General features: G+C 73.4%; 14 protein-coding genes. 7 read left to right on the top strand and 7 right to left on the bottom strand.

The annotated features are described in order from the left end of the window. The first annotated feature begins 39 nt into the window (after nt 1-39). Together CCN39_RS21965 and CCN39_RS21960 are read left to right on the top strand one after the other, a co-directional pair. Complete coding sequence (locus CCN39_RS21965) at nt 40-405, top strand: GntR family transcriptional regulator (RefSeq protein WP_086844826.1); 366 nt, start codon at nt 40-42, stop codon at nt 403-405. Beyond that, a complete protein-coding gene (locus CCN39_RS21960) occupies nt 405-707 on the top strand; it encodes a hypothetical protein (RefSeq protein WP_086844824.1) in 303 nt (100 codons plus the stop codon). Before CCN39_RS21965 ends, CCN39_RS21960 begins: the two co-directional genes overlap by 1 nt. A 236-nt stretch (nt 708-943) precedes the next feature. On the opposite strand, the gene CCN39_RS21955 is transcribed toward CCN39_RS21960, so the two are convergent. Continuing rightward, nucleotides 944-1,840 carry a DNA-3-methyladenine glycosylase family protein gene (locus CCN39_RS21955; protein ID WP_086844822.1) on the bottom strand — a complete coding sequence of 299 codons (897 nt, stop codon included), beginning with the start codon at nt 1,838-1,840 and terminating at the stop codon, nt 944-946. A gap of 4 nt (nt 1,841-1,844) precedes the next feature. Then, complete coding sequence (gene manB, locus CCN39_RS21950) at nt 1,845-2,933, bottom strand: mannose-1-phosphate guanylyltransferase (protein WP_086844821.1); 1,089 nt, start codon at nt 2,931-2,933, stop codon at nt 1,845-1,847. A 141-nt stretch (nt 2,934-3,074) separates the two neighbouring features. Here manB and CCN39_RS21945 point away from each other — a divergent pair, with 141 nt between their 5' ends. After that, nucleotides 3,075-3,527: a hypothetical protein gene (locus tag CCN39_RS21945; protein WP_086844819.1), complete on the top strand. Its 453-nt coding sequence runs from the start codon at nt 3,075-3,077 to the stop codon at nt 3,525-3,527. On the opposite strand, the gene CCN39_RS21940 is transcribed toward CCN39_RS21945, so the two are convergent. The 3 genes from CCN39_RS21940 to CCN39_RS21930 form a co-directional block, all read right to left on the bottom strand. After that, nucleotides 3,524-4,384 carry a glycosyltransferase family 2 protein gene (locus CCN39_RS21940; protein WP_208630308.1) on the bottom strand — a complete coding sequence of 287 codons (861 nt, stop codon included), beginning with the start codon at nt 4,382-4,384 and terminating at the stop codon, nt 3,524-3,526. The genes CCN39_RS21945 and CCN39_RS21940 overlap by 4 nt on opposite strands. A gap of 223 nt (nt 4,385-4,607) precedes the next feature. Beyond that, nucleotides 4,608-5,738 carry a glycosyltransferase family 4 protein gene (locus tag CCN39_RS21935; protein WP_086844815.1) on the bottom strand — a complete coding sequence of 377 codons (1,131 nt, stop codon included), beginning with the start codon at nt 5,736-5,738 and terminating at the stop codon, nt 4,608-4,610. 76 nt (nt 5,739-5,814) lie between these two features. After that, entirely contained in the window at nt 5,815-6,891 is a 1,077-nt protein-coding gene (locus CCN39_RS21930; protein ID WP_086844813.1) for a glycosyltransferase family 4 protein, read from the bottom strand. A gap of 9 nt (nt 6,892-6,900) precedes the next feature. Here CCN39_RS21930 and CCN39_RS21925 point away from each other — a divergent pair, with 9 nt between their 5' ends. The 4 genes from CCN39_RS21925 (at nt 6,901) to CCN39_RS21910 (ending at nt 12,184) form a co-directional block, all read left to right on the top strand. Beyond that, nucleotides 6,901-7,836 carry a glycosyltransferase family 2 protein gene (locus CCN39_RS21925; protein WP_208630307.1) on the top strand — a complete coding sequence of 312 codons (936 nt, stop codon included), beginning with the start codon at nt 6,901-6,903 and terminating at the stop codon, nt 7,834-7,836. A 33-nt stretch (nt 7,837-7,869) separates the two neighbouring features. Then, nucleotides 7,870-10,380 carry a glycosyltransferase gene (locus tag CCN39_RS21920; protein WP_086844811.1) on the top strand — a complete coding sequence of 837 codons (2,511 nt, stop codon included), beginning with the start codon at nt 7,870-7,872 and terminating at the stop codon, nt 10,378-10,380. After that, entirely contained in the window at nt 10,373-11,458 is a 1,086-nt protein-coding gene (locus tag CCN39_RS21915) for a glycosyltransferase family 4 protein (protein WP_086844809.1), read from the top strand. Before CCN39_RS21920 ends, CCN39_RS21915 begins: the two co-directional genes overlap by 8 nt. Nucleotides 11,459-11,605: 147 nt before the next feature. Beyond that, the gene (locus CCN39_RS21910) at nt 11,606-12,184 is read left to right on the top strand and encodes a hypothetical protein (protein WP_086844807.1); all 579 of its coding nucleotides are present in this window, start codon (nt 11,606-11,608) and stop codon (nt 12,182-12,184) included. On the opposite strand, the gene rfbD is transcribed toward CCN39_RS21910, so the two are convergent. Then, nucleotides 12,166-13,053, bottom strand: a complete 888-nt coding sequence (rfbD, locus tag CCN39_RS21905; protein WP_086844806.1) for a dTDP-4-dehydrorhamnose reductase — start codon at nt 13,051-13,053, stop codon at nt 12,166-12,168. The two genes, CCN39_RS21910 and rfbD, sit on opposite strands and share 19 nt — an antisense overlap. Nucleotides 13,054-13,065: 12 nt before the next feature. Further along, nucleotides 13,066-14,055, bottom strand: coding sequence for a dTDP-glucose 4,6-dehydratase (gene rfbB, locus CCN39_RS21900; RefSeq protein WP_086844804.1), 990 nt, complete (start codon nt 14,053-14,055; stop codon nt 13,066-13,068). Nucleotides 14,056-14,164: the final 109 nt, after the last annotated feature.

Here is a 14,164-nt window from a genome sequence, read left to right as displayed (position 1 = left end):
GCAGCAGTTGCCGGGGCCGGGGGCGGGTCCGCAGAGCTGGTGATCATCCCCTTCGACGGCAGTTCGCCGGTCCCGCCGTTCGAGCAGGTCCGCAGCGGGCTGGCGACGCGGATCAACGACCGCAGCCTGGCCGTGGGCACGAAGCTGCCCACGGTCCGCCGGCTCGCGGCCGACCTCGGCATCGCCCCGAACACGGTGGCGAGGGCGTACCGCGAGCTGGAGGAGGCGGGCCTGATCGAGACGCGAGGCCGCGCCGGAAGCTTCGTGGCGGCATCCGGCGACCAGAGCCGCCGCCGCGCCCAGCAGGCGGCGGCGGAGTACGCGAAGATCACCCGTAAGCTCGGCCTCGAAGACGCCGAGGCGCTGTCGATCGTCCGCGCCGCACTCGACGAGGGGAACGGCTGATGGTGAGCGTGCTGATGCTGCTGATCATCCTGGTGGTGATCGCCGGCATCACCGGGGTGGTGCTGCTCATCGTGAACTCGAACAAGCCGAAGCAGCCGCCGTACCCGCCGCAGTACCCGGGGTACCAGCAGCCGGGTTATCCGCCGCAGCAGGGATATCCGGGACAGCAGGGGTATCCGGGGCACCCCGGGGGCTACGGCGGGCCGCAGCAGGGGTATCCGGGGCAGCAGCAGCCGCCGGGTTTCCCGGGCCAGCAGCCGCCGTACCCGCCGCCGGGTGGCTATCCGCCGCCGCAGCAATAGGTCCCGGCTGCGCGCCCCCAGCAACACCGCCCCACCCGCAGCAGCAGCGCACGTCACCCACACGAGACCGCGCCCCCAGCAGAACCCTTACCCGCGGCAGCACACCCCACTGCACGAGACCGCGCACACCCGCGCCGCCGCAACCGCGACCCTCGCTGGGCAGCAACGCACGTCACCCACACGAGCGCGCGCCACCCCAGCCCGCGGCACCCCAGCCCGCGACCGCGCGTCACCCCTCACATCGCGCGATAGTCCCGCAGCTCGATCCGCGGCCCGAACCGCGGCCGCGTGTGCCCGGCCGCCTCCAGGTACCGCACCGCCCGCTGCCGTTGCGGCGCGTACGGTGCCAGCACCTCCGCCATCCCCGCGTCGTCCAGCTTCGTGCCCAGCACCGCGTTGCCCACCATCGACGGGATGTTGTAGTCGCCGAAGCTCACCGCGTCCGGGTCGCCCCAGGCGCGCTGGGCGATCTCCGCCGCCGTCCACACCCCGATGCCCGGGACCTGGCGCAGCCAGTGCCGTCCCTCGAGCCCGCGCAGCTCCACCGCCCGCTCCAGGTGCGGCGCGATGCGGGCCGCGTTCACCAGGGCCGTCCGCCGCTTGATGTCGACCCCCGCGCGGTGCCAGTGCCAGTCCGGCAGCGTGCTCACCACCGATGGCGTCGGCGGCACACGCAGCCGCTCCGGGGCCGGGCCGGGGGCGCGCGTGCCGAACCGGCGGCACAGCTCGGCCCACGACCGGATCGCCTCCTTGCCCGCCACCTTCTGCTCCAGCACGGCGAGCACCAGCCAGTCCCACACCACCCCGGTCGCCCCGAGCCGCAGGCCCGGATTCGCCCGCCGGGCCCGGGCGACGACGTCGTGGTGCGCGACGAACCCCGTGTCGTCGTCGTTCGCCCCCAGCAACGCCGGCACCCCGCTCAGGAGCCGGTCCTTCGCCTCGCCCCACGCCGCGGCCTCGATCCGGCCGTCGGCCAGCTTGCGCAGCGCCAGCGTCCCGGGCCCGTCGGGCGTGTTCGACGCGAGCCAGGTGATCCCGCGCTCGTCGGTGAGGATGTTCAGCGACCCGCGGCCGCGCTTCAGCGGACCCAGGACCCGGCCCAGGTCGACCTCGAACGCGGGACGCCAGAACATCGGGCTACGCGTCGCTCGAGAAGCGGACGGACCCGTCGGGCAGCACGACGTCCGGCCAGACGCGGGCGCCGTCCAGGAGCTCGCAGCCGGCGCCGACGGACACGCCGTCGCCCAGCACCACGCCGCGCAGCACCGCGCCGGCGCCGACGCGGGCGCCGTGGCCGAGCACCGAGCGCTCGACGATCGCGCCCTCGGAGACCGCCGCGCCGTCGAACAGCACCGAGCCGTCGATCTTCGCGCCCGAACCCACCACGGCCGCGACGCCGATCGTCGAACCGCCGGACAGCTGGGCGTCCTCGGCCACCGACGCGCCGTCGAGCACCAGGAAGTCGCCGGGACGGCCGGGCAGCGCCGACGTCGGCGCCAGGCCGCGCACGAGGTCGGCCGAGCCGCGCACGAACGCCTCCGGCGTGCCGACGTCCAGCCAGTAGGACTCGTCGACGAAGCCCTGGATGTGCGCGCCCTGCTCCAGCAGCTGCGGGAACGTCTCGCGCTCGACCGACACCCGCCGCCCGGTCGGGATGGCCTCGATCACCGGACGGCGGAAGACGTAGCAGCCGGCGTTGATCTGGTCGGTCGGCGGGTTCGGCGTCTTCTCGAGGAACGCCTGGACCCGCCCGGTCTCGTCGGTCGGCACCGAGCCGAACCGGCTGGGGTCCGGCACGCGCTGCAGGTGGAGTGTGACGTCGGCCTCGGATTCGCGGTGGACGCGCAGCTGCTCGCCGAGATCCGAGCCGGAGATGATGTCGCCGTTGAAGACGATCACGTGGTCGGCGCGCAGCTTGTCGTAGACGTTCCGGATCGCGCCCGCGGTGTCGAGCGGCTCCTCCTCGACCACGTACTCCAGCTCCAGGCCGATCGACTTGCCGTCGCCGAAGTACTCCTCGAACACCTCCGCCCGGTAGCTCGTGCCCAGCACGACGTGCCGGATCCCGGCCTCGCGGATGCGGGAGAACAGGTGGCTCAGGTAGGGCGTCCCGGCTGTCGGGAGCATCGGCTTCGGCGCCGACAGGGTCAACGGACGGAGGCGGGTGCCCTTGCCCCCGACCAGTACGACGGCGTCGACAGCGTCGCTTCGGACCTCGGACGTCACGGAAATCTCCTCTTGTATCACGCACCGCTGAGCGACAAGCCGCGGGAAACCCTGACGGAGGTCGCCCCGAGGGCCTACCCTAGACAGGAAACAGGCGGGCCTTTCCCCAGAGGGCCCCGGGTCAGTCGGGAGGCCGAGGGGATGGACCCCCGCGATCGGGCGGACGCCCTGCTCGCACGAGCCCAGGCGCGCGGTGTGTTCGTCGTGACACCCGACAGCGCGACGTCACCGATGGACTCCGCGAACACCCAGCAGATCCCGCGCGCGCAGATCGACGGGCTCGACCGCAGCCGCGACCCCGACACGACCACGCAGCTGCCGGCGTCGCTGATCGAGGAGAACGACCACCCGCTGGCCGGCTCGGCGCCGACGCGGCGGATGGAGGTCCAGGGCGGCCGCCGTCCGCAGCCGACGACACCGCTGAGCACGCCGTCGCCGACGACGCCGCTGCCCACGCCGCTGTCCCGCCGGCCCCAGGCCGAGCAGATCACGAGCCCGCTGAAGGAGCCCGATCCGGAGGACACCGGCCTGGTGCCGACGGTGACGCAGAACATCGGCAAGTCCGACCTTTCGCGCCGGCTCGACGGGATCTAGCGGGTTTCGAGCTTCAGCCGCACGGCGAGCCCGAGCTTCACGGCGGCCAGCACCGGCTTCCAGGCGAGCCCCTGGTGCCGGTCGGCGAGGTAGCGGTAGGCGCTGGCGTGGTGGGCGGCGAGCATCTTCTTCGACGCCTGCGACGTCGAGTGCCCGCCTTCGTGCGTGACGCGCGAGGACGGCGCGTAGACGTTCAGCCAGCCGGCCTTGGCGAGCCGGTCGCCGAGGTCGACGTCCTCGAAGTACATGAAGTAGCGCGTGTCGAAGCCGCCGACGGAGTCGAACGCCTCCCGGCGGAACAGCTGGCACGAACCGGACAGCCAGCCCGAGACGCGCTCGGCCGGGGTGCCGGTCTCCTGCCGGTACTGCTTCGTCCAGGGGTTGCCGGGCCAGACCTTCGCGAAGAGAGCGTGCCCGATCCCGCGCCCGAAGGAGGGGAGCAGCCGCGCCGAGGGGTAGACGGTGCCGCCGACGTCGTGGATGAGCGGCCCGAAGGCGCCCCCACGCGGCCAGCGCCCGGCCACCTCGAGCAGCGCGTCGAGCGACCCGGGCTCCCATTCGAGGTCCGGGTTGACGACGACGACCCACCCGCAGGAGTCATCGAGCTCGGCAACGCCCCGGTTGGCGGCGGTCCCGTAGCCGACGTTCTCCCCGATGGTGAGCAGCTGCACGTTCTTCCGGTCGGCGGTGACCTGCTCGAGGGCCCCCTCGACGGACGCGTTGTCCGCGACGACCACCTTGACCTCGCGCTCGGTGGCCTTCTCGAGGGTGTCGAGGAACCGCTCGATGGTGTCCTCGGAGAAGTAGGTCACGGTCACGACGCCGACATCGTCGCCATAGCGGGAGTGCTCAGTCACCCGGCCATTGTCCACGCGTCACCGAGGGTGAATCGGCTGCCCCGGCCCAGCAGCACGCGGAACGGAATCCCCGCGTGAGCGAAGCGCCGGCACGCGTGATCAGGAAGCCGGCACGCGTGATTGCGAAGCCGACACGCCGCACGAGCCCACCCGCGGCCGTGTCGTCCCCCGGATCACGCGTGTCGACCCGGGAATCACGCGTGTCGACCCGCGGATCACGGGTTCAGCGGGTGCGGAGGTGACGGGACCAAGCCTTGGCGTACGCCTCCCGGTGCCGTTCCGCGGTGGTCGCCCACGAGAACTCCTTCGCCCGCTGCTGCGCCGCCGTGGCCAGCTCGGCCCGGCGGCCCGGGTCCGCCAGGAGCTCGCTCAACGCCGCCGCGACGTCTCCCGCTCCGACGCCGCAGTACGCCACCGCGTCGCCGCCCACCTCGGGCAGGGACAAGCGGCGGGTGGTCAGCACGCACGCGCCGCACGCCATGGCCTCCAGGACCGGCAGACCGAACCCCTCGCCCAGTGACGGGTACGCGACGAGCGAAGCTCCGCCCAGGAACCCCGCCAGCGTGCCGAACGGCAGGTACCCCGCCCGGATCACGCGCAGCCGGTGCGGCACCGCGTCCAGCGCCCGCTCCACCTGCGTGTCCCAGCCCGGCTGGCCCGCCAGCACCAACGCCGGTGCGTCCGGGCGCCCGGCCACCGCCCGCGCGAACCCGCGGATCAGCGCCGGCACGTTCTTCCGCGGCTCCAGCGCCCCCAGGAACGCCACGTACGGCGTCCGCCCCAGGCCGATCGCCGCTCGCGCCGCCGCGACCTCCGAGGGCGATGGCGGGTGGAAGCGCTCGCTGTCCACGCCGTGGTGAATCACTTCCAGCGAGGCGTGCCGCACCGGGCCCACGCGGGCCAGCTCCGTGGCCGTCGCCGCCGAAGGCACCACGCACAGCGTCGCGCGGCGCAACGCCGTCGCCGTCCACGCGCGGAAGAAGCGGGCCTTCACCGACGAGTGCAGCACCGCGTCCGTGAAGAACGTCGCGTCGTGCAGCGTGACCACCGACGCCGCCGACGTCGCCAGCGGCATCGTGTAGTGCGGCGAATGGACGACGTCCGCGCCGAGGCGGCGGGTCAGCCGGGGCAGGGTCGCCTGCTCCCAGGTCAGGCGGGCCGTGCGGGTGGTCGTCGCCGGTGAGGCGGGCACGACCCGGGACCGCGGCGCCAGCTGGTCGTAAAGCTGCAGGTCGCGGGGCTGGCAGACGACGGTGAGCCGCGCCCCGTCCGCGTCGAGGGCGGCGACGAGCGAATCCACGTACCGGCCGACACCGCCGCGGTCCGCGGGAACCGCGGTCGCGTCGATCAGCACCCGGGGGTCATCGCTCACCCCAGCAGAGTACGGCGGCACCCCGGCGCCATGGTGAGGAACTGGCAAACCGGGCTGGTCAGTCGTGCGCCCGCCGGTGGATCGCCCAGACGGCCTCCGCCGCGCGGCGCCACGTGAACGCCTTGGCCCGGTCGCGGCCCGCCCGGGTCAGCTCCGCCGCCCTCGACGGCGACCCGAGCACTTCCCGCAGCGCGGCCGCCAGCGCCGCCGCGTCCCCGCGGGGCACCGTCAGCCCGGCTCCGCCCGCCACCTCGACCAGCGCCGGGACGTCGGTGTGCACCACCGGGATCCCGGCCGCCATCGCCTCCAGCAGGCCCAGCCCGAACCCCTCGGCGAGGCTCGGCACGGCCAGCACGTCGGCGTGGCGCAGCACGGTCGCCAGCTCGGCGTCCGACACCTTCCCGAGCACCCGCAGCCGCTCGGCGGGCAGGCCGCGCTCGAGCGCCAGCGCCACCGGGTCGACGCCGCCCCAGCCCGGCTGGCCGGCCAGCACGAGCACCGTGCCCTCCAGCGTCGCGACGGCGTCGACCAGCACGTCGATGCCCTTGCGCGGCTCGATCGTGCCGACGGCCAGCACGTACCGCGCCGGGAGCTCCAGCTCGGCCGACCCCGAAGGCACCCGCACGCCGTGCGGCACCACGCGCACCGGGACGTCGACGTCGATCAGCACCGCCAGCTCGTCGGCGACCGCCCGCGTCGGCACGACCAGCCCGGACGCCCGCCGCGCGGCCCGCGCGATCATCGACCGGTGCCAGCTGACCCCGCGCGCGGTGAGCGTCTCGGGGTGGGTCCACGGCACGGTGTCGTGCACGGTCACGCTCAGCGTCTTCCCGGCCGGGGCGCGCGGCGGCGCGAACGGCGTCGGCGCGTGCACCGCGTCGCCGCCCGGCCACCAGCGCAGGCCCAGCTGCCACGCGGCGACCAGCGCCCGCGGCGGGACCCGCAGCACCCGGGGGCCCTCGACGCCGTCGAGCTCGGCGGCCCGCACGTCGGCGTGCCGCGCGACCACGCTGGACACCGTCCAGCCCGGTGGCGCGGTCTTCGCGAGCGCGGGGAGCAGCTCGGCCGTGTAGCGCCCGGTGCCACCGGGCACGGGCGCGAGGAGCTGCTCGGCGAGCACGACCAGTTCTGGCACGCGGCTATTGTGCGGGACGTGACCGCGAATCCCGCCACCACGGTGGTAGTCGTGACCTGGCGGGGTGCCGGGCAGATCACGGCCTGCCTCGACGCGCTGGCCGCGCAGACGCGTCCACATCGGACGCTCGTGGTCGACAACGCCTCCGCCGACGGCACCGCCGCCCTGGTCGCGGCCCACCCTTCGCACCCGCAAGCAATCCGGCTGCCGCGCAACACCGGCTACGCGGGCGCGCTCGCCGCCGCCCTCGAACAGGTCCAGACCCCGCTCATGGCGTGGCTGAACGACGACGCCGAACCCGCGCCGGACTGGCTCGCGACGCTGGAGGACACCCTCGAGCAGGCACCGCTGGCCGCCGCCGTGACCTCCCGGCTCGTCCGCCCCGACGGCGCCACGCAGTCGGCCGGCGTCCGGCTGACCGCCGACGGCCACGGCGCCGACGTCACCGAGCCCGCCGGCGAGGTGTTCGGCTTCTGCGGGGGCGCGGCCCTGCTGCGCACCGACGCGCTGAAGAGCGTGCACGGGGTCCCGGCGGGATTCTTCTGTTATTACGAGGACACCGACACGGCGTGGCGGCTGCGGCTGGCCGGGTGGGACGTCGTCGCGGCGCCGGAGGCCCGCGTCCGGCACGCCCACGGCGTCAGCAGCGAGCTGGGCTCGCCGCTGTTCCACCGCTGGAACGAGCGCAACCGGCTGCTCATGCTGCTGCGCTGCGCACCCGGCGCCGTCGCGGTGAACCAGCTGCTCCGGTTCGCCGTGTTGACAGCGGTGCTGCCGCTGCGTCCCGGGCGGCCGGCGGCGGCGAACTTCCGGTTCGGCCTGCGCTGCCGCGTGCTGGCCGAGGTGGCCTTGCGGCTACCAGCGACGTTGCGGACCCGGCGCAAGATCACCCGCCGCGCGGCGCTCGGCCGAGGCGCGGTCTGGGAGGCATGGGCAGGCCTTTAAGCTTGCGCCAGGATCGACGACGAGGAGCTGGCTTTGGCGCAGGGGGATCCGCAACCGCTCGTCTCGGTGATCGTGGTGAACTACCACGGCGCCGACGACACGATCACCTGCCTGCGCGCGCTCGCCGAGCACGACTACGCCGAGCTCGAGCTGATCTGCGTCGACAACTCCGCCGACGGCGCCGAGGCCGCGCGCATCCGCGAGGCGGTCCCGCAGGCCCAGGTCGTCGAGGCCGGCCGCAACACCGGCTTCGCGGGCGGCTGCAACCTCGGCGCGAAGCACGCGAAGGGCACTGTCCTCGCCTTCCTCAACAACGACGCCCGCCCGGCGCCCGGCTGGGTCTCCGCCGCCGTCGCCGAGCTGCGCGCCCAGCCCGGCGTCGCCGCCGTGGCCAGCAAGGTCCTCGACTGGGACGGCACCGGCGCCGACTTCGTCGACGGCGGCCTCACCTGGTTCGGGATGGGCTACAAGCGCCACGCGGGCTCGCCGCTGGCCGACGTCCCGGCCGCCGAGCACGAGGTCGCGAAGGACGTCCTGTTCGGCACCGGCTCGGCGCTGTTCGTCCGGGCGAGCGTGTTCGCCGAGCTCGGCGGCTTCGACGAGCGGTTCTTCATGTTCTACGAGGACGTCGACCTCGGCTGGCGGCTCAACCTCCGCGGCTGGCGCGTCCGGTACGTCCCCGGATCGGTGACCTACCACCGCCACCACGGCACGATGGCGGCGGTCGACGCCCCGGAAACCGGCCGCGAGACGTTCCTGCTGGAACGCAACGCCCTGGCCGCGCTCTACAAGAACCTCTCCGACGAGACCCTGGCCCGCGCGCTGCCCGCGGCCCTCGCCCTGGCCGTGCGCCGGGCCACCGCCCGCGGTGAGCTGGACGCCACCCAGCTGGACCTGGAGCACGGCGTCGGCCCGATCGAATCCGGCGACGTCGCCATCCCGCGCACCACGCTCGCCGGGCTGCTGGCCATCGACCAGTTCGTCGAGCAGCTGCCCTCGCTGGCCGAGTCGCGGGCGGTCGAGCAGGCGGCCCGCGTCCGCACGGACGCCGACCTGCTTCCCTTGCTGCGCAAGGCTTTGGAGCCGGCGTACCCGCTGCCGCGCTACCTGGCCGCGCACGACATCCTCGTCGAGGCGTTCGGCATCGAAAAGGCCTTCGGGCAGCGCCGGAAGATCCTGGTGATCACCGGCGACGCGCTCACCGAGCGGATGGCCGGCCCGGCGATCCGCGCCTGGAACATCGCCCTCGCGCTCGCCGCCGAGCACGACGTCCACCTCATCACCACCAACCCCCTGGCCACGCCGCCGCCCGCGCCGTTCCGGGTCAGCGCGGGCAAGCACCGCGAGCTGGACGCGCCGATCGCCTGGGCCGACGTCATCGTCCTGCAGGGACACGTGCTGGAACTGGCGCCGTCGCTGAAGAAGCAGCACCGCGGCAAGATCGTCGTCGCCGACCTGTACGACCCGATGCACCTCGAGCTGCTGGAGCAGGGCAAGGGCGTCCCGGACGACCAGCGCGCGGCCGACCTCGCCGGCGTCACCCGCGTCCTCGACGCCCAGCTCGAGCGCGGCGACTTCTTCCTCTGCGCGTCCGAGCGGCAGCGGCACTTCTGGCTCGGGCACCTCGCCGCGATGGGCCGGCTTTCGCCGCGCCTGTACGACGCCGACCCGACGACGCAGTCGCTGCTCGCGGTCGTCCCCTTCGGCCTGCCCCCGGAACCGCCGGTGCGCACCGGGCCGGGCCTGCGCTCGTCGCTCGGGATCGGCGGCACCGACCACGTCGTGCTGTGGGCGGGCGGGGTGTACAGCTGGTTCGACCCGCTGACCCTGGTCCGCGCGATCGAGAAGCTGCGCCGCCGCCGCGGTGACGTCCGGCTGGTGTTCCTCGGCATGAAGCACCCGAACCCCGAGGTCGCCGAGATGGACATCGGCACGCGGACGATCCGGCTGGCCGATTCCCTGGGGCTGACCGGAAAGCACGTCTACTTCAACGAGCAGTGGGTGCCCTACCACGAGCGCCAGAACTGGCTGCTGGACGCGAACTGCGGCGTCACCACGCACTACGAGCACGTCGAGACGACCTTCGCGTTCCGCACCCGCGTGCTGGACTACCTGTGGGCCGGGCTGCCGATCGTCACCACCGACGGCGACAGTTTCGCCGACCTGGTCCGGACCGAACGGCTCGGCGTCGTCGTCCCGGCCGAAGACGACGCCGCGCTGGCCGACGCCCTGGAAAAAGCGTTGTACGACGAGGAATTCGCCGCGGGCTGCGTCGAGCGGCTCGCCGTCGTCGCGCAGCGGTTCGCGTGGCCCGAGGCGCTGAAGCCGCTGGTGGAGTTCTGCCGCGACCCGCGCCCGGCGGCCGACCGGCTGCCCGGCTCGGCGGACCTGGTGACGACGCCGCCGGTGCGCGGCCGGGCCATGCTGCGGCGGGACGTCGACCTGATCCGCGAGTACCTGGACGCGGGCGGCCCGGGCGAACTGGCGCGGCGCGTCGGCGGCCGTGTGCTCAAGGTCGCGAAGCAACGGCTCCGCCGTGGCTAGGTCCCTGAGCGTCCTCCTCGACGGAACTCCCCTGCTCGGCGCGCGCACCGGGATCGGCCGGTACACGGCCGCGCTGAGCGAAGAACTGGTGTCGATCCCGGAGGTCGACACGCGCGCGGTGGCGTTCACGCTGCGCGGCTGGCGGCGGCTGCGCCACGTGCTCCCGTACGGCGCGCGCGCCCGGGGGATGCCGGTGGCGGCGCGGCTGCTGCGGATGGCGTGGCTGCGGTCGGACTTCCCGCCGGTGGAGCTGTTCGCCGGTCCGACGGACGTGGTGCACGGCACGAACTTCGTGCTCCCGGGCCGCCTGCGCGCGGCGGGCGTGGTGACGATCCACGACCTGGCGTTCCTGGACAACCCGGAGGAGCTCGCCCCGAGCGACAAGGACCTCCCGCAACTGGTCCGCCGCGGCGCCCGCCGGGCCAACGTCATCTGCACCCCGACGGCGGCGGTGGCGGACGCGGTCGCGGAGCGCCTCGACGTCTCCCGCGAGAAGATCGTGGTGACACCACTGGGCGTGAACCCGGCCTGGTTCACCGCCCGCCCGCCGGACGACGAGCGCCGGGCCCGCTTGGGGCTGCCCGCGCGGTACCTGTTGTTCGCCGGTGCCGCGGGGCCCCGGAAGGGCTTGACCTGGCTGACGCGCGCGCACGACGCGGCGCCGGACCTGCCGGACCTGGTGTTCGCGGGCCCGGGCCCGTTTCCCCGCGGTGACCGGCGGTTCCAGACCGGCTATCTGTCCGATGTGGACCTCCGCACGGTGGTGGCGGGCGCATCGGCCCTGGTGCTGCCCTCGCGCGACGAGGGGTTCGGGCTGCCGGTGCTGGAGGCGATGGCGTCGGACGTCCCGGTGGTCTGCACGGACATCCCGGCGCTGCGCGAGGTGGCGGGCGAGTGCGCCAGCCTGGTCCCGTACGGCGACGTGGACGGCTTGGCGGAGGCACTGCGCACGGCGGTGACGGATCCGCACGCGGTGGCGACCTCGGCGTCGAGGCGGGCCCAGGCGGCGAACTTCACGTGGCGCACGTGCGCGGAGCTGACGGTGGGTGCCTACCGGCTGGCCTCAGGGCGGCACTGACCACTTGGTGAGTGCGTCCGGTCGAGGCAACGGCCCGATATCGGAGCACCCGGACCGGTAACAGAGGGCAACCGCGCCGAGATCTAGTTCCCACATTCGGCGCACCGGTCCGAGGTCGCCGAGCGGGTGACTTCGGAGGAGGCCCCTATGCCGGTCGATCCGGAACGGCGCGAATTCCTCGACATCGGACTGCGGTTGCTCCGCGACGACGGGGAACGGAACGACCGCTGCCCCGGAGATCCGGTCTCGGACCTGTTCCGGCTGGCGCTCCAGCGCGGTCACCTGAACCAGCTGGACGCGGCCAGCGAGCAGCTCGTCGAACACCTCAGCCTGGCCGAGTTCGTGCGGCTCCTGGCCGACGTCGAAGTGCGGACGATGCTGGAGGATCCGCCGGCCGGCGTGCAGACGATCGTCCGGAGTGCCCTGCCGGACCACCCCGGGGTCCGGGAGTTCTGCCGCGCCCAGCTCGACCAGTTGCTGCCTCGGCGGGCGAAGCTCTACGAGAAGGTCGCCACGGCCTACGGGCTGCGGCTGAAGAGCGGCTACTGCTGGCTGGACATCGCGATCATCTTCCACGCGATCGTCGAAGGCGAGCTCGCCCGGGCCCGGGTCGCCGACCGGCCGGACGGCAGCCACGTCCTGGGCAGCGCCATCATGGCGATGCTGCCGACCGTCCTCGACAACGCACCGGACGACTTGGCCAGCTGCTACGCCGTCGCGAAGTAGGCGTCCAGGGCGTCTTCCCACGACCGCAGCGGGGTCAGCCCCGCCTCCCGCCACGAGGCCGGCGACAGCACCGAGTACGCCGGACGCGCTGCCGGGCGCGGGAACTCCGCCGTCGTGCACGGGTGCACCCGTGCCGGGTCCGCGCCCAGGTGCCGGAAGACCGCGCGCGCGAAGCCGCACCAGCTCACCGAACCCGCGTTCGTGCAGTGCAGGATCCGCTGCGACGGCCCAGCACCCGAAGCCACCCGCGTAGCCAGTTCGAGCAGCCCGGCGGCCAGGTCGGCCGTCCACGTAGGACCGCCCACCTGATCGTCCACAACGGACAACTCGGGGCGGGAGGCCTCGAGCGAAGCCATCGTCTTCACGAAGTTCGTCCCGGACCGCCCGTAGAGCCACCCGGTCCGCACCACCCACGACGACGCCCCGGACCCGAGCACCGCGTCCTCGCCCGCCGCCTTGGTGCGGCCGTACGCCGAGCGCGGTCCCAGTTCGTCCGAAGGTTCGTACGGCGCAACACCATCGCCCGGGAACACGTAGTCCGTCGACACGTGAATCAGCGGCACCCGCCGGGACGCGCACGCCGCCGCCAGCACGCGCGGCCCGTCCGCGTTCACCGCGAACGCGCGTTCCTCGTCCGTCTCGGCCTTGTCGACCGCCGTGTACGCGGCCGCGTTGATCACCACCGGGGCCGCACCCGCTTCCCGGGCGCGCTCGGCCACCGCCCCGACCGCGGCCAGCACCTGGCCCGTCTCCGTCACGTCCAGCTCGGCGGACCCCGGGGCCACGACCTCCACCGAAGGGGACGCCAGCGCGGCGAGATCCCGGCCGAGCTGCCCGGAACCCCCGGGCACGAGTACCGTCAGCGGCACGGAAAACTTCCTCTACTTCTTCAGCGCGGCCCGCCCGGCCAGCGGCTCCCACCACGCACGGTTGTCCCGGTACCAGGCCACTGTCTCGGCCAGACCGTCCTCGAAGGAGACGCGCGGAGCGTACCCCAGCTCCTCGCCGATCTTCGTGATGTCCACCGAGTACCGGCGGTCGTGGCCCTTGCGGTCCTCGACCGGTTCGACGCTGTCCCAGCCCGCGCCGACCGCCTCGAGCAGCTTCTCCGTCAGCGACCGGTTCGTCAGCTCGGTGCCGCCGCCGATGTTGTAGATCTCGCCCGGCCGGCCACCGTCGGCGACCAGCTGGATGCCGTGGCAGTGGTCGTCCACGTGCAGCCAGTCACGGACGTTGAGCCCGTCGCCGTAGAGCGGCACCTTCCGCCCGTCCAGCAGGCTGGTGACGAACAGCGGGATGACCTTCTCCGGGAACTGGTACGGACCGTAGTTGTTGGAACACCGGGTGATGCACACCGGCAGCCCGTGGGTGCGGAAGAACGAGCGCGCCACCAGGTCGGACGACGCCTTCGACGCCGAGTACGGCGAATTCGGCTCCAGCAGGTGGTCTTCGGTCCACGAGCCGTGCTCGATCGAGCCGTACACCTCGTCGGTGGACACGTGCACGAACTTGCCGACACCCGCTTCCAGGGCCGCCTGCAGCAGGTTCTGCGTGCCGAGCACGTTCGTCAGCACGAAGTCGGCGGCGCCGAGGATCGAGCGGTCCACATGCGACTCCGCGGCGAAGTGCACGACGAGGTCCACCCCGGCCATCACCTCGGCGACCAGCGCGGTGTCGCAGATGTCGCCGCGTACGAAGCGCAGCCGCGGGTCGGCGGCGACCGGGGCCAGGTTGGCCTCGTTGCCCGCGTAGGTGAGCTTGTCCAGCACGACCACCTCGGCGTCACGCAGCGCCGGGTAGGCGCCGGTCAGCACCTGCCGGACGTAGTGCGACCCGATGAAGCCGGCACCACCGGTGACCAGGACCCGCATCTTCCCGCCTTTCCTCACGCCCCGGGCGGGGCAATTCGCCCCCAGCCTACGGAGGTCCCACAACGCCCTCAGTAGAGTCTCCGGTGAGGCACACTGGTGTCCTGGGGGA

It is taken from the genome of Amycolatopsis kentuckyensis, from assembly GCF_002155975.1.
Classification (GTDB): domain Bacteria; phylum Actinomycetota; class Actinomycetes; order Mycobacteriales; family Pseudonocardiaceae; genus Amycolatopsis; species Amycolatopsis kentuckyensis.
This window is presented reverse-complemented; position numbering and strand designations above follow the sequence as displayed.

What these genes read in the sequence shown, in the direction of transcription:
- CCN39_RS21910 (WP_086844807.1), top strand. Translation starts at nt 11,606, where the DNA reads ATGCCGGTCGATCCGGAACGGCGCGAATTCCTCGACATCGGACTGCGG.
- CCN39_RS21955 (WP_086844822.1), bottom strand. Translation starts at nt 1,840, where the DNA reads ATGTTCTGGCGTCCCGCGTTCGAGGTCGACCTGGGCCGGGTCCTGGGT.
- rfbB (WP_086844804.1), bottom strand. Translation starts at nt 14,055, where the DNA reads ATGCGGGTCCTGGTCACCGGTGGTGCCGGCTTCATCGGGTCGCACTAC.
- CCN39_RS21945 (WP_086844819.1), top strand. Translation starts at nt 3,075, where the DNA reads ATGGACCCCCGCGATCGGGCGGACGCCCTGCTCGCACGAGCCCAGGCG.
- CCN39_RS21960 (WP_086844824.1), top strand. Translation starts at nt 405, where the DNA reads ATGGTGAGCGTGCTGATGCTGCTGATCATCCTGGTGGTGATCGCCGGC.